The organism is Arthrobacter sp. KKT183 (genome assembly GCF_055657625.1).
In genome coordinates, this window is the sequence record NZ_CM145770.1 from 3,487,197 (window position 1) to 3,510,174 (window position 22,978).

24 protein-coding genes, 1 pseudogene and 2 riboswitches are annotated in these 22,978 nt (G+C 62.0%); of the genes and pseudogenes, 19 read left to right on the top strand and 6 right to left on the bottom strand.

All coding sequences use genetic code 11. The features are described from left to right. From ACZ2GY_RS16455 to ACZ2GY_RS16515, 13 genes are all read left to right on the top strand, one after another. On the top strand, nt 1–660 hold the full coding sequence (locus ACZ2GY_RS16455) for a redoxin domain-containing protein (RefSeq protein ID WP_471672520.1): 660 nt from the start codon (nt 1–3) through the stop codon (nt 658–660). Further along, the gene (locus tag ACZ2GY_RS16460; RefSeq protein ID WP_471672521.1) at nt 660–905 is read left to right on the top strand and encodes a glutaredoxin family protein; all 246 of its coding nucleotides are present in this window, start codon (nt 660–662) and stop codon (nt 903–905) included. The genes ACZ2GY_RS16455 and ACZ2GY_RS16460 overlap by 1 nt, the downstream gene beginning before the upstream one ends. A gap of 82 nt (nt 906–987) precedes the next feature. Beyond that, complete coding sequence (locus tag ACZ2GY_RS16465; RefSeq protein ID WP_090588469.1) at nt 988–1,365, top strand: BlaI/MecI/CopY family transcriptional regulator; 378 nt, start codon at nt 988–990, stop codon at nt 1,363–1,365. Further along, the gene (locus ACZ2GY_RS16470) at nt 1,362–2,324 is read left to right on the top strand and encodes a M56 family metallopeptidase (protein ID WP_471672522.1); all 963 of its coding nucleotides are present in this window, start codon (nt 1,362–1,364) and stop codon (nt 2,322–2,324) included. The genes ACZ2GY_RS16465 and ACZ2GY_RS16470 overlap by 4 nt, the downstream gene beginning before the upstream one ends. Nucleotides 2,325–2,462: 138 nt before the next feature. Then, nucleotides 2,463–2,711 carry an SHOCT domain-containing protein gene (locus ACZ2GY_RS16475; RefSeq protein ID WP_471672523.1) on the top strand — a complete coding sequence of 83 codons (249 nt, stop codon included), beginning with the start codon at nt 2,463–2,465 and terminating at the stop codon, nt 2,709–2,711. A 324-nt stretch (nt 2,712–3,035) separates the two neighbouring features. Further along, nucleotides 3,036–3,389, top strand: coding sequence for an NADH-quinone oxidoreductase subunit A (locus tag ACZ2GY_RS16480; protein WP_471672524.1), 354 nt, complete (start codon nt 3,036–3,038; stop codon nt 3,387–3,389). Then, a complete protein-coding gene (locus ACZ2GY_RS16485) occupies nt 3,380–4,663 on the top strand; it encodes a hypothetical protein (protein WP_471672525.1) in 1,284 nt (427 codons plus the stop codon). The genes ACZ2GY_RS16480 and ACZ2GY_RS16485 overlap by 10 nt, the downstream gene beginning before the upstream one ends. After that, nucleotides 4,656–5,597 carry an NADH-quinone oxidoreductase subunit H gene (locus ACZ2GY_RS16490; protein ID WP_471672526.1) on the top strand — a complete coding sequence of 314 codons (942 nt, stop codon included), beginning with the start codon at nt 4,656–4,658 and terminating at the stop codon, nt 5,595–5,597. Before ACZ2GY_RS16485 ends, ACZ2GY_RS16490 begins: the two co-directional genes overlap by 8 nt. Further along, a complete protein-coding gene (locus tag ACZ2GY_RS16495; RefSeq protein WP_471672527.1) occupies nt 5,594–6,154 on the top strand; it encodes an NADH-quinone oxidoreductase subunit J family protein in 561 nt (186 codons plus the stop codon). The genes ACZ2GY_RS16490 and ACZ2GY_RS16495 overlap by 4 nt, the downstream gene beginning before the upstream one ends. Next, nucleotides 6,151–6,453 (top strand): NADH-quinone oxidoreductase subunit NuoK, encoded by a 303-nt coding sequence (locus tag ACZ2GY_RS16500; RefSeq protein ID WP_471672528.1) that lies wholly within the window; start codon nt 6,151–6,153, stop codon nt 6,451–6,453. The genes ACZ2GY_RS16495 and ACZ2GY_RS16500 overlap by 4 nt, the downstream gene beginning before the upstream one ends. Next, nucleotides 6,450–8,384 (top strand): proton-conducting transporter transmembrane domain-containing protein, encoded by a 1,935-nt coding sequence (locus ACZ2GY_RS16505; protein ID WP_471672529.1) that lies wholly within the window; start codon nt 6,450–6,452, stop codon nt 8,382–8,384. Before ACZ2GY_RS16500 ends, ACZ2GY_RS16505 begins: the two co-directional genes overlap by 4 nt. A gap of 2 nt (nt 8,385–8,386) precedes the next feature. Next, on the top strand, nt 8,387–9,871 hold the full coding sequence (locus tag ACZ2GY_RS16510) for a complex I subunit 4 family protein (RefSeq protein ID WP_471672530.1): 1,485 nt from the start codon (nt 8,387–8,389) through the stop codon (nt 9,869–9,871). A 3-nt stretch (nt 9,872–9,874) separates the two neighbouring features. Next, nucleotides 9,875–11,308 carry an NADH-quinone oxidoreductase subunit N gene (locus ACZ2GY_RS16515; protein WP_471672531.1) on the top strand — a complete coding sequence of 478 codons (1,434 nt, stop codon included), beginning with the start codon at nt 9,875–9,877 and terminating at the stop codon, nt 11,306–11,308. Nucleotides 11,309–11,415: 107 nt separating this feature from the next. Here the strand turns inward: ACZ2GY_RS16515 and ACZ2GY_RS16520 are convergent, their stop codons facing one another. After that, on the bottom strand, nt 11,416–12,768 hold the full coding sequence (locus ACZ2GY_RS16520; protein ID WP_471672532.1) for an MBL fold metallo-hydrolase: 1,353 nt from the start codon (nt 12,766–12,768) through the stop codon (nt 11,416–11,418). Nucleotides 12,769–13,118: 350 nt separating this feature from the next. On the opposite strand from ACZ2GY_RS16520, the gene ACZ2GY_RS16525 reads away from it, so the two are divergent. Beyond that, nucleotides 13,119–13,391: an SHOCT domain-containing protein gene (locus ACZ2GY_RS16525; RefSeq protein WP_471672533.1), complete on the top strand. Its 273-nt coding sequence runs from the start codon at nt 13,119–13,121 to the stop codon at nt 13,389–13,391. 637 nt (nt 13,392–14,028) lie between these two features. On the opposite strand, the gene ACZ2GY_RS16530 is transcribed toward ACZ2GY_RS16525, so the two are convergent. Then, on the bottom strand, nt 14,029–14,346 hold the full coding sequence (locus ACZ2GY_RS16530; RefSeq protein WP_471672534.1) for a hypothetical protein: 318 nt from the start codon (nt 14,344–14,346) through the stop codon (nt 14,029–14,031). 262 nt (nt 14,347–14,608) lie between these two features. Next, nucleotides 14,609–15,652, bottom strand: a pseudogene (locus ACZ2GY_RS16535) (IS110 family RNA-guided transposase); the annotation flags it as partial. Between the two features lie 447 nt (nt 15,653–16,099). Here ACZ2GY_RS16535 and ACZ2GY_RS16540 point away from each other — a divergent pair. Next, nucleotides 16,100–16,384: a hypothetical protein gene (locus ACZ2GY_RS16540; protein WP_471672535.1), complete on the top strand. Its 285-nt coding sequence runs from the start codon at nt 16,100–16,102 to the stop codon at nt 16,382–16,384. A gap of 186 nt (nt 16,385–16,570) precedes the next feature. On the opposite strand, the gene ACZ2GY_RS16545 is transcribed toward ACZ2GY_RS16540, so the two are convergent. Next, nucleotides 16,571–17,467, bottom strand: coding sequence for a LysM peptidoglycan-binding domain-containing protein (locus ACZ2GY_RS16545; protein ID WP_471672536.1), 897 nt, complete (start codon nt 17,465–17,467; stop codon nt 16,571–16,573). Between the two features lie 3 nt (nt 17,468–17,470). Further along, a riboswitch (cyclic di-AMP (ydaO/yuaA leader) is annotated at nt 17,471–17,672 on the bottom strand. Nucleotides 17,673–18,604: 932 nt separating this feature from the next. On the opposite strand from ACZ2GY_RS16545, the gene ACZ2GY_RS16550 reads away from it, so the two are divergent. The 3 genes from ACZ2GY_RS16550 (at nt 18,605) to ACZ2GY_RS16560 (ending at nt 20,247) form a co-directional block, all read left to right on the top strand. Next, nucleotides 18,605–19,015, top strand: coding sequence for a four-helix bundle copper-binding protein (locus tag ACZ2GY_RS16550; protein WP_471672537.1), 411 nt, complete (start codon nt 18,605–18,607; stop codon nt 19,013–19,015). A gap of 202 nt (nt 19,016–19,217) precedes the next feature. Next, nucleotides 19,218–19,601, top strand: a complete 384-nt coding sequence (locus ACZ2GY_RS16555; RefSeq protein WP_471672538.1) for a DUF305 domain-containing protein — start codon at nt 19,218–19,220, stop codon at nt 19,599–19,601. Between the two features lie 43 nt (nt 19,602–19,644). Next, entirely contained in the window at nt 19,645–20,247 is a 603-nt protein-coding gene (locus ACZ2GY_RS16560) for a DUF305 domain-containing protein (protein WP_471672539.1), read from the top strand. A gap of 72 nt (nt 20,248–20,319) precedes the next feature. Here the strand turns inward: ACZ2GY_RS16560 and ACZ2GY_RS16565 are convergent, their stop codons facing one another. Together ACZ2GY_RS16565 and ACZ2GY_RS16570 are read right to left on the bottom strand one after the other, a co-directional pair. Continuing rightward, nucleotides 20,320–21,171, bottom strand: coding sequence for a M23 family metallopeptidase (locus ACZ2GY_RS16565; RefSeq protein WP_471672541.1), 852 nt, complete (start codon nt 21,169–21,171; stop codon nt 20,320–20,322). 148 nt (nt 21,172–21,319) lie between these two features. After that, a complete protein-coding gene (locus tag ACZ2GY_RS16570) occupies nt 21,320–22,135 on the bottom strand; it encodes an NlpC/P60 family protein (RefSeq protein ID WP_471672542.1) in 816 nt (271 codons plus the stop codon). A gap of 6 nt (nt 22,136–22,141) precedes the next feature. Next, nucleotides 22,142–22,321, bottom strand: a riboswitch (cyclic di-AMP (ydaO/yuaA leader). A 296-nt stretch (nt 22,322–22,617) separates the two neighbouring features. Here ACZ2GY_RS16570 and ACZ2GY_RS16575 point away from each other — a divergent pair. Next, complete coding sequence (locus ACZ2GY_RS16575) at nt 22,618–22,944, top strand: heavy-metal-associated domain-containing protein (RefSeq protein ID WP_471672543.1); 327 nt, start codon at nt 22,618–22,620, stop codon at nt 22,942–22,944. Nucleotides 22,945–22,978 lie beyond the last annotated feature (34 nt).

Consider the following 22,978-nt stretch of genomic DNA (forward strand, 5'->3'; position numbering starts at 1 on the left):
ATGGGATCAACGAAAATTTCTACCTCCCAGGCCAAAGGGACCTCACGCCGTTCAGGCCTCTGGTTTGTGGTTGCCGCTGGCGTAATCGCTGCTGTGGTCGGCTTGTTCCTGATCTATCAGGGATCGGTCAACCCCAAACCAACGAACGCTGAAGCGGCGAGCACGGTATACGACGTCGGATCACCGGGGATTGGAGAGGCGGCCCCAGATTTCGCCCTTCCCTCTACCGAGGGAAACACCGTCAATTTGAGCGACTACAGCGGCGAATCCACCTTGCTCTACTTCCATGAGGGGTTGGGATGCCAGCCCTGTTGGGATCAGATCAGAGATCTGGAAATGGCACCCGCAATTCTGCAGAAGGCCGGAATAGATTCCCTGGTAACCATCACCAGCGGGCCTGTGGATCTCATAGCCCAGAAAATGGCTGACGATGGCCTGGGATCGGTTGCCCTGGCCGATACTGACCTGGACGTCTCTCGAGGCTACGAGACGAACAAGTACGGCATGATGGGTGACTCACGTAACGGCCACACCTTCATCCTGGTCGGCCCTGATGGCACCATCCAGTGGCGGGCCGACTACGGTGGCGCCCCGAACTACATGATGTATGTTCCGGTGCAGCAACTGATGAAAAACCTCGAAGCCGGGCGGGTCAGCTGATGCCAACGACCGTCACTGTGCTGACCCAGGACAACTGCGCCTGGTGTGAGCAGGCAAAAGCCATCCTCCAGGACATATCAGCTACCCACCCCTTGTCGATTGAGGAGATTGAACTGACAAGCGAGCATGGCCGGGACCTCGCGATCAGTCACGGCGTCGTCTTCGCTCCCGGCATCCTGCTTGATGGGCAACTCTTCAGCTACGGCCGACCGTCAGAGAAGAAACTCCGACGCAGGCTAAAGTAGCACCGCCGTCACCGGGGCATCTACTATGCGCGGTAGGATTGTCCCTGAACGCGGGTTACACGTACGACAGAAGGGACCTGGCATGCACCGTCTTGGCCAGCTCGAATCGGCGATCATGGAGCGGATGTGGTCTCGCCCCGGGCCGGCGGCCGTACGAGACATACTCGAGGACATCCAGCGAAACCGCGACATCGCGTACATGACCGTCAAGACCGTGATGGACACACTTCACCGCAAAGGCCTGCTTGACCGTGAACCCGACGGGCGTGCATTCCGCTACCGGCCGACGCAAACTCGGGAACAGTACGCCGCGGCCCACATGCAAGAGGTTCTTGCCGGTGGAAGCGATCGCACCGCGACCCTTCTGCACTTTCTTGAGCAAATACCCGCTGACGAGGTCGCACAGCTACGGGCGGTTCTGGATCGTGCCGAGCAGGACAAAACCCAGGCCAGCAAGTGATCGGGGCACTCCTACTCATCGCCTACGCCGTGGCGGCAGCGGGAGCCGCACCGCTCCTACGCAAGGGTACGTGGGCCGAGCGCTCCCCCAAGGTCGGTATCATCGTGTGGCAGTCGTTATCCGTCACTGTCATCGCGAGTGTCGTGCTCGCAGGCGTGATGTTAGCGGTTCCTGCTATGCCGTTCACCATGACTTTGGCGGACTTCCTGAGAGCTTGTGTCACGGTCCTTCAGGAGCAGTACTCCACACCTGGAGGGGCAGCGGTGACAACGGCCGGTGCCTTCATGGCCGCAGCCGTCATGGCGCGCACTGGGTACTGCCTCTTCTCGGAATTCATCTCCGCACGAAAGGCCCACCGGAGTCAGTCGCGGTCCCTGGCACTGCTGGGTCGCAGGGATCCCAGCGGCCGCTTCCTCGTAGTGGAGCATCAAACGGCCGCCGCCTACTGCCTCCCAGGACGTAACAATGAGATCGTCCTGACATCTGCAGCACTCGGCGCCCTGGACGAAGATCAACGAACTGCTGTCATCGCCCACGAAAAGGCGCACCTGCGCGCACGTCACCACATCATCGTGGCGGTGGCAGAAGCAATCCACCGCGCATTCCCCCGGGTTCCAGCGTTCAGCATCGCACACAGCGAAATCGCACGCCTGATCGAGATGGACGCCGATGACCGGGCTGCCCGCAGCAACGCCAGACTCACGGTTGCAACAGCTATGGTGCGCTTGGCTGAAGCAGGGCCCGCCCCTTCCGCAGCATTGGGCGCAGGAGGCACCAGCGCACTGGCCAGAGTCCGCAGGCTTGCCACACCCTCAGCGCCGCTCGGTACACTGCACGCGTTCCTCGCCGTCTCAGCCGCAACCGTGATGCTCGTCCTGCCCCTAGCCGTTGCCGTAGCACCAGCGGCATCAACCGCCTACGCCCAGACCTGCCCGACCGGATTTCCCGCCTCCACCTAGCGAATCCAGCGGAGACGTCCCAAATTGACCTATCTGCGAGCAAGCCGATCGAAGTCCCGTGCCGACTGAACCCCACACTACTAAAATCGTTAGTAGTGTGGGGTTCAGTATTTAACGAGCGGACGAAAGGACGGGCACATGGGCGGAATGATGGGCAGCGGAATGATGGGGTGGGCTGCGATCTGGTCGGTTGTGGTGATTTTACTCCTGGCGGCCGCGGCGACAGCGCTGATCGTTTTCGCGGTGAAACGTGCACGCAACACCCAAACCAAGGGTGGAGGATCCGGTTCTGGTGAGGCGCACGAGATTCTGCGGGCCCGATTCGCCAGAGGAGAAATCGACGACGAGGAATACCGGCGCCGTCTTGGCATGCTGGACCAGCAGTAACCCATCCTCGATGGAGGAACCGAACCGCAGATACTTGCTCCCGGCACTCTAGCCTTCCCGGTAGAACCCTGAGGGACCGCGCGGACCTCTCCTGAAGGAGAGCCGGCGGGGATTCCCTGGGTCGTTTATACGCCTGGTTTCGGTACGTTTGGGCTACCGTAGCTGAGTCGCCTCGGGGTAGAACTGAGACTATTCGATGCTGTTACCGGGTGATGAAGTGTCGGACGGACGGAACGGGCTGAACTGAGCTGAGTGAGAAACGATTGAACCAGCAGCTCTGCCTCGGAACATGAGATTGTAGAGGAAGCCATCAAGGGAGGGAATGTGAGCTCTACCTATCTCAGTGTGTTTGTGATGCTTTTGGTTGCAGCAGCCTTCGTCGGAGGTCTCTATCTGCTCAACAGGGCTACCTCGGTCGAGGCGAAACCCATCGAGAACCTACCGTTCCTGTCCGGCTGGACACCGGAAGAGCACGCGCTTTCCCGCTACCACGCCCGCTTTTACCCGCTGACGATGATCTTTCTGGCCTTTGACGTCGAGATGCTTTTCATGTACCCGTGGGCGGTTGTCGCCGCCGACAGCGGAATTGAAGCTGTGATGGAGATGTTCATCTTTCTTGGCGTACTCATGGCCGGGGTCCTCTGGGCATGGCGTGAAGGAGCGCTCCGTTGGGTTTAGCAGATGCGCTCACCCGTGCGGCCGTGAACCGTCTACATATCCTCATCATCGAAATCCCCGGGTGGGACCGGACCAGGATGCGCGCGGAAACCGTAGTGCGTTCCCGAGGATGGGCGGTCTCCGAATCGCCCGCTGACGCGGACGTCCTGCTCGTCTGCGGAGTACCTGGAGCGGACCTCGCCTCCGTTTGTGACCGGGTATGGGAACAGTTGCCTGGGCCTCGGGTCCGAGTAGAGGCCCTGCACGAAGAGGCTATTTCTGCAGCACTCGATAGAGCCGTCACCATGATCCTTGACAGCGCCGCGCAACGCCGCGACGCCGTCTCCCGGAAACAGAAGGCGTCCGAAGGCGACGGAGAAAAGACCGCGGACCCCTCCTCCGGCCATATGGACCACACGGTCAGTGCCAGCGCCGCCGATACTCCCTCGGCTGCGGGCGAAGGCGCGGAACATGATGGTATGCGTCCCTCCCCCACCGGCCACGAGCATGACGGCACCGGCGGGTGCGAACCCGACGACACTCATGCCGAAGCCGGGGGCCATGCGGATATGGATCATTCAGCCATGGACCACGGCGATATGGACCACGGCGGCATGGAGATGATGATGCCCGGAGGGATCGGATTAGCTGAGGGCGGCCCTGACCGGGATGGGCTGAATCTGGATGTCCTGAATGTTCCTCTGGGGCCTGTACTACTGCATTGGCCAGCCGGTCTGGTGATTCGGTGTGCCCTCCAGGGAGACGTCATCACGGAAGCAGCGGTCGAAATCCTGCCAGCCGGTGGTTCTCATCCCCCGGCTGCGGTAGCCGGGGGAGGTGGCGGTAATGGCGCTGCTCGACGCGATGGGGTTCTTCGACGCTGTGATGGGATTGGGCGGCTACTCGCGGTTGCTGGGTGGTCTCGAGCAGCGACCATGGCGTTCGGCGTCCGTGACAGGTTGTTGGATGGCGTGTCGGTGGAGGAGACGGCCGGCCAGTTGTTCCGGCTTCACCGGAGGGTACGCCGGTCTCGGGCATTGAAGTGGTCCTTGAAGGAGCCAGACGGGGTGCTTGAGGCTTTGTGCCGCAGCCTTGACGAAGTCTGCCGGGCAGCAGGGGCTGAAGAGCAAGGCGGACATGCGGTAGGCGGGACCCTGCACGGGCAGGTGCAGGTACAAGCCCACGATTTGGTGGGGCGGCTAGTCGGGCTCGATGTTGCTGCTGCCCGGCTGGTTGTTGCCGCGTCCGTTCTCAACGCCGCACCGGTCCTTGTGGAAAGAACCGATCATGGTTGAGGGTCTGGTTGAGGTAGCGCCGGGATGGGTAGTGGTTGCTGCCGTTCTGCTTGGGTTGATGGCCTTGGTAGGAGCCTGTGTCGACGGTGCCCTGGCCGCGCATTCCGATAGGCGGCCTCTGCTCGCCGGAGTGGGAAAGCCGATCTGGGAAACGGCGCGTCTTCTGCGCCAACGGCGGCGGGTGCTTGTTGCTTCAGACCCATTACTCTGGCGGGTCGGCGGGGCGGGGCTGCTCGTGGTGGCGCTGCTAATGGTTGTGGTGGTGCCCTTTGGCCGGTGGACGGTCGCTGACCTTTCCGTCGGCGTGGCCTGGTTCAATGCCATGGACGTCATGGTGTGGGCGCTGGTGTGGCTAACCGGGTGGGGCGCAAACAGCGCCCACGGTTTAGTGGGTGGGCACCGGTTCCTTGCCCAGGCGCTGTCCTACGAGCTTCCGTTGATGTTTGCACTGACAGCACCGGCGGTCGCTGCAGGAAGCTTGCGGGTCAGTGATGTCGTTGTGGCCCAACAGGGGCTGTGGTTCGTGGTCTGGATGCCGGTGGCTTTCCTGGTTTTCTGTGCCTCCGTACTCGCGTTCTCTGTCTGGGGTCCCTTTTCAGCCGCGTTTGGTGGCGACATCGCCGGCGGTGTCCTCACCGAGCTCTCCAGCGTCGACAGGTTCCTGGTCCTGGCTGGCAGGTACGCACTTTTGGCGGCGGGCGCGGCTTTTGCGGTTCCGATGTTCCTTGGTGGGGGGTCAGGGCCGTTCGGACCGGAGTGGGTATGGACCTTCCTGAAAACCGTGGTCCTCCTGGCGGCATTCATTTATGTACGCCGGCTGCTCCCGGTGGTCCGCCCTGACCGTCTAGTGGAGGCGGCATGGGTCATCGTGCTTCCGGTGGTGTTGTTGCAGGTGCTCCTCGTCAGTCTCGTCTCACTCGGAGGTGGCCTGTGATCAGCGCTGTGCTCTTCTGGTTCTTGGCCGTTGTCGCGATTGCCGCAGGGATTGCGGTGTTTCGGGTTGATTCGATGGCCAGGGCCACATACGCCTTGGCGGTTTCCTTTGTGGCCGTCGGTGTCATGCTCCTGTTGTTCAACCTCGAATACATCGGTGTGATCACTATCTTGATGATGGTGATGGAAATGGCGATCATGGGCATTTTCATGATCATGTTCATGGGGATGAACCCGGCGCTGATGCCGATGAGCATGGTGCACAACAAACGGGGTTCCGCCATCCTGGCCACCGGGGTGTTCCTGGGACTTCTTACCGCGGCCCTTATGGTGCCCTGGCCTGACCGCAGGGGCACACCGGCGGTTGATCTCACCCAGTCACTTGGTGAAACCATCATGGGCTCCAAGATGCTGGTCATGCTCACTGTGAGCCCCGTATTGTTCGCCACTCTGGTAGCGGCGATCGTACTGGCTAACCCCCGGGGCCGGTACGACCGCTTCGGCGATGACTTACGCCGCAGACCGCCTGGCGGACCAGGGGAAGGTGACCCACGATGACATTGGAGGCTGTGTTGATCGCTTCGGCCGCGTTGTTCTGCGTCGGCCTCTTTGGGGCCCTGTCACAGCAGGTCGTGGTCATGGTGATGATGGGCCTGGAGCTGATGCTCAACGGCGTCATCCTTGCGGCAGCCGGGCTGTGGTGGTTCCTCGCTCCAGCCCCTGATGGTCAGGTGCTCCTGCTCGTGGTGATCACGGCGATGACCGTGGAAATGGCGATGGGCTTCGCGGTGGCCACGCTGCTACATCGCTCACGCAAATCGGATATGACTGACATGGCTACGGATCTGTCAGGATGAGCGTGATCGTGTTCTGGTTCCTGATCGGCCTGCCTGCCGTCGCTGGCGCTGTGCTGTGCGTGGGCGGACGCCGAGTAGACAGGGCGGCTGTGCCTGTATCGCTGGCTGTCTCAACCGTTGTGGCAGCGGTAGCCATCGGTACGGCTTTCACCAGGCCGACACTGTCGGTACCGTTCGTCCAGGGTGCGGATTTCGGTCTTACCGTCGATGCGCTCTCCGCTGTAGTGTTACCGGCGGTTGCATCAGTGGCATTGGTGGTACTGGTCTTCGCATCTGCGAGAGGAGCTGCCAGGGAAATCTCTCCACCTGCCCGGTTCCATGGTTTCATGTTGCTGTTCACGGCAGCGGTGCTCGTGACCGTGACCGCCACCACCCTGGTGACACTGCTGTTTGCCTGGGAACTGATGGGGGCCATGTCCTACGCCCTCATCGGATTCCGCTGGTACGAGCCTCAGCGGGTCAGCGGCGGCATGACAGCTTTCCTGGTCACGCGCACAGCTGACCTTGGCCTGTATGCGGCCGCGGGCGCCGCCCTGGCAGCTGGTACCGGGATGGAGCTGGCGGCTCTTTCCGGCGCACCGCCAGGATGGCGGGACCTTATTGCCGCAGGAATCCTGATCGCCGCTTTAGGGAAGGCGGCACAGCTGCCGTTCAGTTTTTGGCTCTCACGTGCCATGGAGGGCCCGAGCCCGGTCAGTGCTCTACTGCATTCAGCGGCAATGGTGGCTATGGGCGGGTATTTGCTGCTGCGCACTGAACAGCTACTGGAGGTAACCGGCTGGGCTGCCCAGGCAGCGGCCTGGACCGGTGCGCTGACTGCCCTCGGGTTGGGCGCAGTCGCTGTTGCCCAGCGTGACCTCAAGCAGCTCCTGGCCGCCTCAACCGCCGCCCAGCTCGGATTCGTTGTCCTGGCAGCCGGGGTCGGGGCTACCGCAGGCGGAACCGCGCACCTGGTGGCGCACGCGGCGACGAAAGCGGCGCTGTTCCTTGCTGCCGGGGCTTGGCTTACAGCCTTGGGGACCAAGCAACTGAGTGCGCTTCGTGGGGCTGGACGGCGGTGGCCTCTGGTCGGCGTGACCTTCGCGGTGGCCGCCTTGAGTCTGGCCGGAGTGGCACCGTTGTCGCTGTGGGCGACCAAAGACGCGGTCCTCGCGGTTGCGCTGGAAGAGTCGCTCGCCCTATATGGAGTAGGACTGGCCGCCGCACTGGTTTCGGCTGCGTACGCAGGAAAGATACTGATCGTTGTATGGCGGCCGCTGACAGCGAACACCGAGGACCAGTACGACATCGAGGAGCACGGAACCCGGCATATCGGAAGGTGGGAGAAGGCGCCGCTGTTCGTCCTGGCAGTGGCAGCGGCGGTCCTCGGAGCACTGGCCCTGCCACCGGTGAGTGATCTATTACGTAGTGCTCTCAACCGGGAACCGGTCCCGGAATCGGGATGGATAGAACTGGTGGTGTCTACGGTCCTGGCCGTGGTCGTCATTGTTCTCGTGGCCCGGTTCAGGACTCCCGAGCCCCGCTGGGCATCGGACTGGCTCGGACTCGAACGCGCCGCCCACCTCCTGATGGTGCATCCCGTCGTCGGGTTGGCCGGCCTCCTGGCACGCTTCGATGACAATATCCTCGACCGGGGAGTGTGGGCTTTGGCCAAGCTCGCCCCAGCAGCCGCGAAGCGCACTGCCGACGTCGACGACACGGTTCTCGACACGGCAGTGGATCGTATTTCCACCGCCAGTTTGCGTGCTGCAGACGTTAGCGCCCGTACGGACGCTAGAGGGGTCGATGCCGCAGTGGAGGCCACGGCGAGGGCGGCACGGCGCTTCGGCTCTCTCGCCCGTCGTCCGCAAACAGGGCAGCTCCACCACTACTACGCCCAGGCTGTGGTGGTACTTGCCGCGGCCGTCGTCCTATTACTTCTCGTGAGGTGACCGTGCTCAGTCTCGTTGTTTTCCTGCCCCTCTTCGCCGCCGTCGTGCTGGCAGCATTCCCGAAGATTCCCGACAGGACCGCACGGTGTGCGTGGGTGCTGATTACTGCTATCGACGCTGCCCTGGTCGGGGTGATGTGGCTTGGGTACCGGACACCAGCGGCAGGGCAGCTGGGATACGAGGAGCAAGTCGAGTGGATACCGAACGTGGGTAGTAGCTACCACGTGGGCGTGGACGGGCTATCCCTACCCCTGTTGGCGCTGACAGTCGTGGTCTTTCTTGCCTGCGCGGTGTATGCGTTGAAAGAGGATCAACGCCCCCGGATTCAGGCAGCCCTGTTCCTGTTCCTGCAAACCTCCTGCCTGGGCTTGTTCGCCGCCCAGGACCTCATCCTGTTCTTCCTGTTCTTCGACCTATCCATCGTGGGCATGTACTTCGTCATCGCCGGATGGGGACACGGCAACGCCGCCCGGTCAGCGCTGAAGTTCTTCCTCTACACCTTCCTCGGGTCGTTGGCGCTGCTGCTCGGATTCATCGGTCTCTATCTTTACGCCGAGCCTCATACCTTCGACATGGTCGAACTTGCTGCCAGCGCGCCTCTTGATGGCAACCCGGTGGCCGGCGGATGGGTACTTGGAGCGATTCTGCTCGGTCTGGCCGTCAAAACCCCGACGTTCCCCTTCCATACCTGGTTGCCGCCAGCCCACACCGACGCTCCGGCAATCGGGTCTGCTGTGCTCGCCGGGGTCCTGCTGAAGATGGGAACCTACGGTTTCGTGCGCATTGCTATGCCAATGTTGCCCGAAGCGTGGCGGGCCTGGTCTTGGCTCATCATCGCAATAGGAATAATTTCGGTGCTGTACGGAGCGTTAGTGGCCTTAGCTCAAACCGACCTGAAAAGGATGATCGCCTACACTTCGGTGAACCACATGGGATACGTCGTCCTGGCAGTTGGTGCCGCCGGCGTCGCCGGCAGCGGTTCGGCCCGGGAGGTTGCTGTCACAGGAGCTCTCACGCAGATGGTCAGTCACGGATTGATCACCGCTGCGCTCTTCCTGCTCGCCGGTGTGCTTCAGGACCGCGCCGGCACATACGACATGGGCTCCTACGGAGGCCTGGCCGGGCAGGCGCCGAAGTTCGCCGCCCTTTTCGCCGTGGGCGCGTTCGCCTCGCTTGGCCTGCCTGGATTCAGCGGTTTCATCGCCGAATTCCAAATCTTCGCTGGCAGCATTGGAACCGTTCCTCTCACTGCGCTGGCCCTGCCGGGAATTCTCATCACCGCGGCTCTATTCTTGCTCGCCCTCCAGCGCCTGCTCACCGGAAGCGCTGGAAAGAAAACGCATGCCGTCACCGACCTCACGACCCGTGAACTGTTCTCTGTCGGCCCGTTATTGCTGCTGGCCCTGCTGATAGGCGTGTTCCCTCGTCCGTTGCTGGATCTCATCGAACCCGCGGCCAGCACCGTCGTCGTTCTTCTCGGACGGTAATCCATGGAGATGGATAACGGGGCGGGCATGGACTTCCTGGCCGTCGCCCCGGAGATGATCGTGCTCGTCGGCGCAATCGCGGCTCTATTGAGTGGCTCGTTCCTGCGCCGCGACCGGCAGTGGATTAGTCGTGTCATTGCGATTGCCGCCCTCCTGGCCGGTGCTGCATTGGCAGGGTTAGCCTTCGCCCAGCCTGTGCGGACAGTGTTCGAGGGTAGCTTCGCCGTTGACGTTGGAACCAATGCGGCGCGCCTGATCATCTGCCTTGCCACGGTGCTGGTCATCGTCCTTGGCGTGGAGGAACTTACCGCTGGGCCGCAAGAGAGTGAAACCTATGCTTTGATGCTGCTATCAGCTCTGGGGGCCATGGTGATGTCGGGCACCAGCGACTTACTGATCCTGGCTGTCGGATTCCTTCTGGCCAGTATCCCGCTGTACGCCCTGATCGGCATGAACAGGTCCGCCACTGGTGCCGAAGCAGCCATGAAAACCTATTTGCTAGGTGCCTTTTCCGGCATTGCGTTGCTGCTCGGGGTAACCCTCCTCTACGCACTGGCAGGTGGAACAGCATACGCAACGCTCCAGGCCGGGCTGGTTGACATGCCTGCTGGCGTGATCGCGCTGGGTTTGGTGGGCGTCCTGGCCGGTCTGGTATTCAAGGCAGGGGCTGTTCCATCCCATTTCTGGGTTCCTGACGCTGCTGAAGGATCGACCGTTAGCGCTGCCGCGTTCCTCACGACCGTACCCAAAATCGGTGCGCTCGTGGCGATCTACCGTCTCCTGCTGGTAATGCCCCCGTCGGTGAACTGGCCGCTCCTGATAGGGCTACTGGCGGCAATGAGCATGACCCTCGGAAACTTCGCTGCGTTCGCCCAATCGGACGCGCGTCGCCTGCTGGGATGGTCAACCGTCAGCCAGGCAGGCTACCTGCTGTTGCCCGTGGCCGTCGCAGGACGAACTGACCTGGCACTACCGTCATTGCTCCTGTATCTGGGAGGCTACGCTGTCACGAACCTTGGTGCGTTCGCCGTCATTGCGGCTACAGGGCGAACCGCTCTTGAGGACTACAGAGGGTTGGCCCGAAGTAAACCTTGGCTATCAGTCGCCCTGGTCGTGAGCCTATTGAGCTTGGTCGGCACTCCACCGACGGTGGTCTTCTTTGGGAAACTCACGACATTCACAGCCGCCTGGGATGGCGGTCTGGCTTGGCTGGTTGCCATAGCCGCGATCAATACGGTTGCGAGCCTGTTCTACTACCTGCGGTGGATCGTGCCTGCTTTCCACCGCACACCTGCACCAGCGTCAGGGCAGGTGGACAGCCCTCATTCACGCCGTTGGGCTACTCAAACGGCATATGCAGCGGCGGTAGTCATCGTCGTTATGGGCGCTCTCTCAGGCCTGTTATTACCCCTTTTCGACGGGCCACTAGTCCGTTGAACTTGTGTTCCGTCAGACGGGTGCAAGTGATGGTTCCGGAGAGTGCTATCGGTCGGAACCTTGGAACGGTTTTGGTCCACCCAGGGGCCAGACGGTGCCCGGGCCGGTCAGTGGGCTATGGGCAGTCCGGCGTCGGCGGCCTCCTCGAACATCGCGTCGATCTGAACCACGCTCTTGCCTGCCCGTTCCAGCAGGGACGCGGCCACCCCGGAGCGGTAGCCGGAGCCGCAGTGCACCCACAGCTGCCCAGGCGGAAGCTCGTTCATGCGGGTGATCAGCTCGTGCAGCGGGATGTTGACCGCACCGTCGATGTGGGAGGCCTCGTACTCCTCGGCTCGGCGCACGTCCAGGATCTGTTCCTGCGCTGGGCGGCCGGTAAGCACCTCGCCCCAGCCCACGCGCGGGTAGGAGGACACGGTCGCGCCCGGGGCAAGCTTCTCGGGATCTTCCCCTAGAGCGGCGTCAGGGTTATCGATACCAATCCGGGACAAGTCACGGATCGCGTTCTCCACATCCTCACGCGAGCCCACCAGAGTCAATTGGCGATCATAGGGGAAGACCCAGCCCAGGAAGGTCGTGAAGCTTCCACCGGTGCCGTACTCGAAGCTGATCGTGCCCTTGAGATGCTCCGAGGAGTACGCCACTCGGTTGCGCAGGTCCACCACCCACTCCCCGCCCTCCAGGCGGGCTTTCAGCTCATCCTGGTCCAGTGAATCAGGCACCTCGAGGTTGGGCTCGCTGGGACCGGTGGCGTTGGCCGGCGCCATGTGCACGTAGTAGTTCGGGTAGACGGTCAGATTTGCGATCAACTCAGTGACGAAGTGCTCCTCATCCCCGTCGGTGTAGACGTGATTGGTGGTGAGCTGCTCGCCCAGGGTTGACTCCGAGGCTCCGGTGGCCGGGCCCGAGGAGCAGAAGGAACCGAACCCATGGGTCGGGTACAACACTGCTTTCTCCTCAGCCTCCCTCGCCAGGCGGCGAGCGGAAACCCACTGGTCGTGCGTCAGGCCCACCGTGTACTTGGAGCCAAGCAGATCGGTACGGCCCACAGAACCATAGAGCACGCTGCCACCGGAGAACACGGCCTGGTCCTCGCCGTGGGTCACCACGAAGGAAAGGTGGTGGTGGGTGTGGCCGGGGGTCGCCACGGCCTTCACGCTGAGTTCGCCAACCTGCACTGTTTCACCGTCGGAGATCGGTGTGCGTTCGAAGGAAACCTCGTCGGCGGCATTGACCAGGTACGCGGCTCCGTGTTTCTGTGCCAGGACGAGCCCGCCGGTGATGTAGTCGTTATGGATGTGGGTCTCGGCCACGTGGGTGAGCTGCACCGCGGCTTGGTCGAGAAGGACCTCGATACGGTCGATATCACGTTGTGCATCGATGACCAGGGCGACTTGCCCGTCGTGCACGAGGTAGCTGCGGTCACCCAGCTGCGGGGTTTCGATGACAGTGACGTGCATGCTGTTCCTCCTGTGGTGGATAGCACCGTTTTGCGCACCATCCGTATGGGGGTCGAAATAGTGGTGCCTGGTGCCGGTGAATGTAGAGGTGAAACGAACCCCGGGTACGGGCGCCCAGCGTTGCCCGGCAGCCTGGGCTCAGGCGGACCCGTGACCACCGGGAGGCCGAACCGGGCTCCACACTTACCCGGAACCACACTGGAGTGCTCACTACTACTATCGACTATAGTAACTACAAGACGACACTCTATCCCCTGGCCCCGTGCCAGTTCCAACTACATCCCAAGCTGACGCCCAGGCACATACATTTGCTGGGCAGTCAAAGCCGGAACCTATCGGAAGGTGCGACCGTGACAGATGGAATGATGGACGGCGGAATGATGGACGGGGGCATGATGGGCGGCGTCGTGATTTGGTTCATTTTGCTACTGCTTCTCATGGCCGCAGCAACGGTGGCGTTGATCATGCTTTCCATCCGGCTTGGGCAGAAAGACGTGACGAAGGTTGCCGACTCCTCCTCCGCGGCAGAGGAAGCCCAAAGCGTACTACGCACCCGTTTTGCCCGGGGTGAGATCGACGACGAGGAGTACCAGCGCCGCCTCGCCACACTCAGTCAACCGTAGAACCAGCTAGCGACAAATCTTCCCCGACGCTTCTATGTCTGTCAAGCGGCTGGAAATGGGTGCGGGTGCGGACCAAGTTGTTTTGCCGGGCCGGCTTAGGTGACCGGCCGGCTTCTCCTCTCCCCCGTTGTTTTGGCTGCTGGCGAAGCTTGCGGAGCTGTGGCCGACGGAGGCCCGTCTACCTGCAAGGCAAGGGGCGGGAAATTCCCGGAGGAAATCAGCGACGAAGGAGCGCTGCAGGGACATTTCCTGAATTGCAGGCCCCGACGAAGGAGGGGCTAGACCGGCCGGAGCGGGCACGTACAATCCGACAGGACAGCAGCCAAGACGTCGTAGACAGAACAGGGCCAGAGGCGGCGGAGCCCTGCGGAGCCGGCACTGGACCCACAGCCGGCCGCGCCAGCGGACGCCCTTTCTCCTGGTGATCCCTGCGAACCCTCCATCAGCACCCCGCCCACTCGATCGGCTCAGGCGGCCCCTTGGCTACGTGTCTTGAAAAGCCGTACTTTTCTAAGGCATCTGGATGGGCTGCTGGATCGGGCGATGGTAACGCTGCCGATCCTGGTCTGAATGAAGCGCGGCCATTTCCGCCGACATTCCTGACTCCTTCCGCTGGTGTCTCAGAATGAAAGGACCGTTATCGCTCCCATCCTTCGGGCGGATTCGGCCAGTTGCGCGGAAGAGGTTCAACTGGCTTGCGTGGCTTGGGCGTTCGGAATCTGCTGGTTATGTGAGGGATATACGCGCGAGCGAAAACATCGACGTCGTCAGGAGCTGCCCAGAGTATGTCGTGCTGCCGCAGGAAATCGTCCATCTGGTCAAAGTTCAGCGGGTTCTCGGTGTACTCGAAGGACTCGTCGTGATGCTGAGAAGTCCCGATGAAGTCCGCGAAGTACCCTCCGAAATCGTCACCTTCAGTACGTCCAGGAAACAGCAGGAATCGGCGTTTTGGCACGATTCTCCATGTGCCGACGTGAATGAAACAGTCCTCGTACGGGCCGCCAATCACAAGTCCAACAAATGTCCTCTGGCCTGCGTCGTAGGCAGCTCGACCGGGTCTGTACTCGTGAGCCAGTTCGCTCAGTGACACAACAATCTCCGTTCGAGAGCACTTTCTATTGGGCTTCAAAACTACAGCTCGATTGAAATCGGGGTGTTTGGACCGCCTTCACCGGACAGGCAGCGTGGGATGGGGCCGGTTCCGCGGTGGCGTAAAGGGTGTTGAGTTGGCGGTAGAGGGTTCGGGCGATGTAGCGCTTGAGGGATCTGCGGATTTCGCGGTAGCTGCGGCCTTCTTGAGTGCGTTTGGCGACGTAGTCCCGGGTTCCGGGGTCGTGGACCATCCGGGTCATGGTGATGGTGTGCAAGGCTCGGTTGAGGCGCCTATCACCGCCCCGGTTGAGCCTGTGCCGGACAGTGTTACCGCTTGAGGCTGGCAAGGGGTTCACCCCTGCTAGGGAGGCGAAGGCAGCTTCGCTGCGAACCCTTCCTGGATGCGACCAAGCTGTCATGACCGTAGCGACCGTGACAGCCCCGGTGCCCACCATCTCCAACAGCGGCGCAGCGGGGCTTTGCTGGATCAGCTCTGTCATGCGCTTCTGGTTCGCGGTCAGCTGAGTGGTCACTTCGTGAACGCGGCGCGCCAACCGAACTGCTTCCTCGCGCGCGATCGATAGTTCGATCTGCTCCTGTCGTCCCCGCCATCTGGTGATCGTGGCGATCTGGGCGGGAACCAGCGGTTTACGAGCGTCGATTCCCAGATCATGTGCCCGGAGCAAGGCGATGAGTGCATTGACATTCACTGTTCGTTCCCGGGTCAACTGATCCCGGGCTGCGCTCAAGATCCTGAGTCCGGCACGGGTTCCTTCATCCCGGCGCGGGGTTCGAAGCTGTGATTCCTCTAAGCCGATGACTGCGGTTCCGATGGCGGCGGCATCCAGCGGGTCGGATTTGCCGATCGCCCGGCGACCTCGGGCGTTCATCCGTGGAGCTTCGGCGACGTCATAGCCGGCGTCGGCTACTGCCCGGGCCAGACGTGCACCATAAGAGCCGATACCTTCAATGGCCCATAGACAGGCCATATCGCCGTCTGTCCGTCGACCTACCCAGGCAAGTGCGCGGGAAATCCCTGCCGAGGTGGTCGGGAACTGCTCGCACGCGACTTGTCGGTTGGTGCGGGCCTCGATGATGGCGTACGTGTGTGTGCGGGCGTGGCAGTCCACGCCGATGACGAACGGGCGGGTCTGCGCAACGGTAGTCAACGCGGCCACCCTCCTTCCTTTCAAATGGGCAAGACTGGTCGCATCACGACCGGCACTGGACCCGGGAAGAGTCACTTCGAGGCAATACTGTGATGAGCCACAACCGCAGGGGCTGGGCAAGCTTCTAATCAAGCCACCGACGTGGAACAGGTCAACGCCGGCCGCCCCACCCAGCGCGGACAAGTCGGGGGAAATGCACCCGCAAGGGGGCCATTTGTTTTTCGAGTCACGCGCCAGGCAGAACGACCGGCATCAACACTGCCAGCTAGTCCCAGACCAGCCGTCGTAAGACTCACAGTTGTTTTTTGCCTTGCCTGATGGTCAGCCCCCGGACGTACATGAGGGCCCACTCCCCGCGGGACGTCGCCGACCCCCACTCGCGGGTGTCATCATCGTTCATCGGCGCTAGGAATTGAAGCAGCCGGCACGGGACGGCAGTTGCTGGCCGTGTTAGAGGCCTACGCGCTGATCGTCTATGACAGGCCGAGCCACGACGCGTCTGCCCCGGCCCTGCATCGGGCCACTCATATCGATCATGCGCATCAGCACCTTGAGGCCTTCATCGCGGACCTTATCCGTGAAGACGCTCAGGAGAGTGCCGCGGACTTGGCGATGGACCCGGCGGACCTTGCCAGGTACTGCATCGAGGCCCTCAGCTCCGCCCGATCGCTCTCCTCCCGGGACGCCATCCCGAGCCTTGTTGCGGTCACGGTACGAGGAATCTATACCTGAGATCCCTTGGGTGGGCTTCATTTCAGGTGGGCTCGTTTTGATCCCGGAGAAGTTCCAGCCGGTTTGTTGCTGGACATTTGAACGCCGGGCGCAGTACTTCCACGTCCTGGGCAAAAAGAAAGAGCAGCAAGCACCCCCGTTCTAAGGTGCCTGCTGCTCTTCCACACTAGGGAAACGGCTTAGAGATTAGCCGTTGACTCGTACGTAGGACGAGCCTGCGAGGTCGGACAGTGGGTGCTTGATGGTGAGGTTTGCACCGTTCATTCCACTGCTGATTACTTCGCCGTTACCGACGTAGATGCCGATGTGACCGGGCCGGATGACCAGGTCACCGGGGGCTGGGGTCCCGACGACGGTGCCGTACTGGTAGAACTGGGTCGGCCCAAGATCGCCTACGTTGAGGCCGATGGAGCGCAGCGCAACCTCAACGAGGATGGTGCAGTCCTGGATGGAACCAAGCTGGCCGTACGCCGAGGCAACCAGAGCGGCACCGACACCACTTGAGGAAGCAGTCGGAGCTGACTGCTGGGCCGGAGTGATGCTACTTGAGGCCAGGGAGATACGGGCTTCCTGCTGGCTACCCACTGTGTAGGAAACCTGGTTCGCCGGTGCCGCTTCCGGGATGGCGGCAGGGGCTGCGGTTACCGGGGCTGCGGTTACCGGAGCATCGGTCGAGGCGGCTGCTGCGCCCGACACTGTGACCTGCTGTCCGGGGTAGATGATCGACGCGTAGGACAGGTTGTTCTGGGCGAGCAGGGTATTGAGTTCGATGCCGTAGCGGGCTGCGATGCCCCCCATGGTGTCGCCGGAAACCACGGTGTGAACCGATGCCGAGGATGCAGCCGGAACTTCCGCGACTGGGGCGGAGACCGGCGCCTGGGTGGCTGTGGTAGCTGCTTCCTGGGCGTAGGTTCCCGCTTGGGCAGGTGCCCCCACGCCAGCAACGAGACCGCCTGTTGCTGCGACGATAATGGCCGGCCGACCCAGTGCGACGGCACCGGTTTTGGTCGAGTGGGACAGTCCCTTAAGGACGATCGAGTGATTGACGGTGGCGCGGTGGCGCGCCGGAATGTTGCGTGACATGCGTGATTGCCTCTCCCATGCCTGCGGGGTGAGCTGTCGGGTTCGGATGGGAGTCACCCGGTCGTTTCTCGTCTTCCGGGACGGAAGCAGAAACGTCTTAACCCCAAGGACCATGTGATGGCCCGTAAATCTGTGGGTCCCCCGTTCCTGCCGAACGGAATTACGGACGGATCCCGGGCAGCGGCAGGACTCGGCATTCTGCACAGGAATATTCTCGGCTGGTGCCGGGAATACCTCACGAGAATACCCTCTTAGGTATGAAATGTCACGTTCAGGTAACGAATCTGATGTTCGCTCCCCATGCGCTGGCCCTCTGGCTGCAGTGTCGTGCATGATCCTTCTCCAGCGTTTTTCAGACGACGTGCGGTTTTCCAGACGACGTGGGACTGCAGTTACGGGCCCTGGCGCGTTTCGCGGGCATCCTCTTTCGGCTAACCCGACGAGTAGAAACCGGCACTGGTCACCATGCTTAGTATTCATTAGGGTGGTCGGACAGCTAGAGGAGTCGTTCGGGAGGGAACAACCATTTCGCAGCGAGCACGCGTTCGCCTACATGGCACCGTTCGAACGGTGCTGCAGGTGATGCTGGCCTTTTCGCTTTTGGTGGCATTTTCCACCTCGGCTGCTGCGGCCTTGTGCCTGCAGATGAGCCACGGGCCCGGAGGAACCATGGGCATGGCGGTGAACACTTCGCCTGTCGCGGTAGTTGGCGAAGCATCCCCTGTAGAGGCAGCTGATGGTTCCGTGGGGTCTCCGGCTACGGTTCCCTGTTGCCAACAACGTGCAGATACTTCCGAAGCGACGCCTCCTGCACACCGTGCTGTCCTCGGTGACAATCCTGCGAACTTCAGCGTTCCCGTTAGCCAGCTCCCTTTTGCTGCTCTGATGCCTCCTGCCCAGCCTGACCCAACGCTGGAAAAACTGGAGCACTTCACCCCGTCCTTGACCGCGCTATCGATCAGTCGGACATAGACCGGGCGGTCCCCTCGCGCCCCGGTTCAAGCATCCGGGCAGGCGGTAGTTCAACGCATTCTTTTCGCCGACATGTCGGCTGGACGCGGGCTTACACCTTCCCGCGACAACACTTCACCAAACAGGGCTGTATCTGTCAGCCTTCACCAATAATGGGAGAAACCAATGACACATCATGTGACGTCCATGCTCGATACCTACCCGAAGGATCTGGGAGGAGTGGACAAGGAAAAACTCGCCGCGTGCATCGAAGCCTGCTTTGAATGCGCCCAGACCTGTACCGCCTGCGCCGATGCCTGCTTGAGCGAGGACATGGTCGCCGAACTGACCAAATGCATTCGCACCAACCTGGACTGCGCGGATATCTGCGCCACGACCGGGAACGTGCTGTCCCGGCACACCGGCTACGACGCAAACCTGACCAGGGCGATCGTGGAAGCATGCCGCATCGCGTGCAAGGCCTGCGCGGATGAATGTGGGCAGCACTCCGATATGCATGATCACTGCCGGATCTGTGCTGAAGCATGCCGCCGATGCGAGAAGGCCTGTGAGGAACTGCTCGCGACCCTCAACTAGTTCAGTGAAACCGTAGCGGAGGGAGGAATCGGTGAGCAGTTCGCCGCAGAAATCGCGACGCGGGCAGGATGGACCCGAGAAAGAGTCAGACCCGCAGGGGAACCGGCACGACACCGGCCACGGAGGGCACGGAATGGGCAGGATGTACTTAAAATTCGGTGTGATCCTACTCGTCAGCCTGGGTTTGATGTGGGTGTTGTCAATGTCGATGGTCCGATCGATCGACCATTTCTATTTCAATCTGAGCAACTTCTGGATGGCCCTTGTCATGGTGTCCGCGATGGCGGTGGTCATGGTGGTGGGTATGTGGTCGATGTTCAAGAGCACCAAGGTGAACATCGCCCTGCTCGCCGGTTTCGTCCTGCTGTTCGTGGGCACGTTAGCCCTTGGGCGGACCGAGACGTTCGTCGGAAACGAGCAGTTCCTGAAGTCGATGATCCCGCACCACTCGAGGGCCATCCTCGTATGCCAGGAATCAAACATCACTGACCCGGAGATCGTGGAACTTTGCGATGCCATTGTTCAGACCCAGCAGGAGGAGATCAGTCAGATGCAATCAATCCTCGACCGGTACGCAGCTGACTGATCCGTTCCCCCACCCACCAATTCTCAAGGAGTGTAAGAAGCCTATGAAGAACATCAACAAGCGGAACGTTTCAGCCGTAGCAGCATCGGCAGTTTTGGCCGCCGGGGCGTTCACTGGTACTGGCCTGGCAGTGGCCTCACCAGCTCTGGCTGACGCGCCGGCCCAGAGTGAACAGGTCGCCAGTTACGAAGTGGATTTCCTGAAGAACATGATCGATCACCACACCATGGCGATCATGATGGGCCAGACCTGCCTGGAGAAAGCAACCCACGATGAGTTGGTGCAGCTGTGCAGTTCGATCATCGCCTCCCAGTCAGCTCAGGTCGACATGATGCAGGGATGGTTGCAGGACTGGTACGGCATCTCCTACACCCCTCAGCTGAGCACCGGTGACATGCAGTCGATGCTGCGGATGGAGAACTTCACCGGCGCCCAGTACGAAATCCGTTTCATGCAATCGATGATCCGGCACCACTGGGCTGCGGTCCGTGAGAGCGGGACCTGCCTGGAGAACGCCGGCCACGCCGAGCTGCTCTCCCTCTGCGGAACCATCCGCCAGACCCAGTTGGAGGAGATTGGGCAGATGCAGTCCTGGCTGGAGGAATGGTACGACCGGCAGGGCGGCCGTCCCTCCGGTACGGTCTAAGCACCACAACACCGGGAAACAGGCATACGCGAGGGGCCGGGCTTTTTCCCGGCCCCTCGTGCTTGCGCGGGATTATAACCAGGTAGCGGGGTCGACGAGCGCGTCGTTGATCATGACTTCGAAGTGTAAATGGCAGCCGGTGGAATTGCCGGTGGTTCCGACTCCGCCCACAACGTCTCCCCGGGCAGCTGTTTGGCCTACGCTGACGGCAATGGTGGCGAGGTGGTTGTAGGTGGTCTTGAGCCCGTCCCCGTGGTCAATGACGATGCGGTTCCCTCCACCGTAGGGGCTCCATCCGGCTTCGGTGATGACTCCGCTGGCAGCGGCCATGACGGGAGTGGAACATGCGCCGGTGAGGTCGATACCGGTGTGCATTTCCCCTGGCGACCCGGTCAGTGGGTTGGTGCGATATCCGAAGGTCGAGACGGTGGTCATTTGGGCCAGCGGTGTGCCGAGGCCGGACTGCTCAGCGGGTTCGGCCGCAGACACATCCTCCGTATCATCGCCGGAGGTCGTCTCGATGGGACCATCGGCTAGAAGGTGGGATGAATTCACCGACCCAGTCGCCGGCTCAGTGGAGGCAGCACCGGGCACCGCGACACGGCTGAAATCCACTTCGGCCTTCGGATCGGCCTCAACGCTGTGCGCTCGTGGCTGTTGAGCGCTGTCCGCGGCCGAGCTGGTGGTGGATGTTTCCACGGACGATGGAGTCGCTGCGGTGAGGGAAATGCCGGCGAGAAGAGCGGCGCTGAGCACGCCGACGGCCGAGATCGCACCGGCGACCGGGGCAACGGGTGAAGCGCGACGGTTCGTCGCGCTACGGGTCACGGCGCGACGGCCGTGCTCGTGACGTGGGGCGGCCGCTGCTGCGCGGCGGCGTCCTGAGGCGGCGCGGCGCCGACCGTGCGCGTTATGGGAAGACAACGATGATCTCTACTCACTCAAACGGGGTGAGGGCATGCCGGAGTACAGGGGGAAATTACTCCGGCATGCCCAGGTGTGGGTAGGTGAAGAGCTTTGGGGCGGTTCGCAATCGCCCTGTTGACCCTTTCCTGCCCGGCTTAGGTGGCTGTTAGCCGTTGACCCGGACGAAGGATGATCCGGGGAGATCGCTCAGGGGGTGCAGGAGGGTGTCGTTGACACCATTCATGCCGCTGCTGATGACCTGGCCGTTACCTACGTAGATAGCGATGTGGCCGGGCCGGATGACCAGGTCACCTGGGGCTGGTGAGCCGACAACGGTCCCGTACTGGTAAAACTGCTCGGGCCCGAGGTCGCCGACAGACTTGCCGATGGATCGCAGTGCGACCTCGACGAGGATGGTGCAGTCCTGGGTACGGCCGATCTGAGCGTAGGCCGAAGCTACGAGCGCGGCACCAACACTGCTGCTGGCTGCAGGCGCAGGAGCCGGCTTCGGCTCGGGAGCCGGCACAGGAGCCGGAGCGGGCAGTGCCACTTCCTGCACGGCCATTTCCTGCACGGCAGGGGCCTGCTGTACCGGGGCGGTTTCCACCGTCTGCACGGCTGCCAGTGACGCCTCGGCTACGGGGGCCGGGTGCTCGACGACAGGAGCCGGCGCAGCGACAACTGGAGCGGGCGCAGCGGCGACGGCTTCGCGTTCGAAGGAGATATCGGCCGATGTGTCCGCGGACACCGGCTCGGTTTCCACGGTGGCGACCAACGAACTGGTGCTCACCTGACGCTGCGGTGCGTCCAGCGCCTGGGCCGGAAGGCCAGCGCTGAGAATGAGACCGGAAGCTGCGGTGATCACTGCAGCCTGGCGGCCTGCAGATCCCATATTGGAGGAGACAGCCTTGGAGATGACAGCCAACGTATTGGTCTGGGCCGGAACTGCGCGATGGCGCGCGGGGGCATGCCAAGTAGACATAAATCGAGTACCTTCTCCCAACGCCTGCGAGGTTAGCTGTCGGGTTCGGATGGGAGTCACCCGGCCGTGAAAACGGCTTAACCCCAAGGACCCTCAAAGCATGGGCCCGCGTACATGGTTCCCCCGCCTCTGCCAGCGGAAAACGGACGACCCCACCACGGTGACAGAGCTCGGCGATCCGTGTGGGAGTGCCTCCATGGGGGGCAGGCACGAGATTGAGAGTACCTCACCCCGCAGCGATTATCACAATTGGATCACGGCGGGTCTCCCCCTTGCCGCTGGAGGCTCCCGCCCTCATGGGGATCCGCGGAAACTATCTCTTGACATATACCCTGGGGGGGTATAATTTCGGAGGTACTGGATGACATTGTCCGGTTCCTCTGGAGCCGCACGTTCGACCAGTCCCCACATCATGCGCGACGGAAGCGCCCCGACATCCAGCGCTACCTGATCCCGCTCACCACGTAACGCAAGGAGTTCCCATGTGTGGCCCCCCCACCGCTGATCTGCGGCTGACTGAAAAGAACTCGGTCGGCTGCGCCTGCTGCGCCCCGCAGTCAGACGTTCAAGCCGACCCAGTACCTGCAGAAGCAGTTAATACCGAATTCGGTGTGGAGGGGCTGAGTTGCGGTTCCTGTGCCTCCAAGGTTGCGGACGCACTGACGACCCTGGACGGGGTTTCCGGTGTGCGGACCGACCTGGTCCCGGGAGGAACCTCGACCGTGCACGTCACGGGAAACCGTGCTTTGTCCGACGCCGAGGTCGCCCCGGTGATCCAGGACGCCGGATACTCGCTCACGACCGCCTGAGCAAGGAGGTACCACCTCGCACGAGGAAAGGACA

Coding starts and splice junctions, on each gene's coding strand:
- ACZ2GY_RS16560 (WP_471672539.1), top strand. CDS start 19,645: ATGAAGAACATCAACAAGCGGAACGTTTCAGCCGTAGCAGCATCGGCA.
- ACZ2GY_RS16500 (WP_471672528.1), top strand. CDS start 6,151: ATGACATTGGAGGCTGTGTTGATCGCTTCGGCCGCGTTGTTCTGCGTC.
- ACZ2GY_RS16505 (WP_471672529.1), top strand. CDS start 6,450: ATGAGCGTGATCGTGTTCTGGTTCCTGATCGGCCTGCCTGCCGTCGCT.
- ACZ2GY_RS16460 (WP_471672521.1), top strand. CDS start 660: ATGCCAACGACCGTCACTGTGCTGACCCAGGACAACTGCGCCTGGTGT.
- ACZ2GY_RS16490 (WP_471672526.1), top strand. CDS start 4,656: ATGGTTGAGGGTCTGGTTGAGGTAGCGCCGGGATGGGTAGTGGTTGCT.
- ACZ2GY_RS16545 (WP_471672536.1), bottom strand. CDS start 17,467: ATGTCACGCAACATTCCGGCGCGCCACCGCGCCACCGTCAATCACTCG.
- ACZ2GY_RS16515 (WP_471672531.1), top strand. CDS start 9,875: ATGGAGATGGATAACGGGGCGGGCATGGACTTCCTGGCCGTCGCCCCG.
- ACZ2GY_RS16555 (WP_471672538.1), top strand. CDS start 19,218: ATGTCGATGGTCCGATCGATCGACCATTTCTATTTCAATCTGAGCAAC.
- ACZ2GY_RS16575 (WP_471672543.1), top strand. CDS start 22,618: ATGTGTGGCCCCCCCACCGCTGATCTGCGGCTGACTGAAAAGAACTCG.
- ACZ2GY_RS16455 (WP_471672520.1), top strand. CDS start 1: ATGGGATCAACGAAAATTTCTACCTCCCAGGCCAAAGGGACCTCACGC.
- ACZ2GY_RS16550 (WP_471672537.1), top strand. CDS start 18,605: ATGACACATCATGTGACGTCCATGCTCGATACCTACCCGAAGGATCTG.
- ACZ2GY_RS16465 (WP_090588469.1), top strand. CDS start 988: ATGCACCGTCTTGGCCAGCTCGAATCGGCGATCATGGAGCGGATGTGG.
- ACZ2GY_RS16475 (WP_471672523.1), top strand. CDS start 2,463: ATGGGCGGAATGATGGGCAGCGGAATGATGGGGTGGGCTGCGATCTGG.
- ACZ2GY_RS16520 (WP_471672532.1), bottom strand. CDS start 12,768: ATGCACGTCACTGTCATCGAAACCCCGCAGCTGGGTGACCGCAGCTAC.
- ACZ2GY_RS16570 (WP_471672542.1), bottom strand. CDS start 22,135: ATGTCTACTTGGCATGCCCCCGCGCGCCATCGCGCAGTTCCGGCCCAG.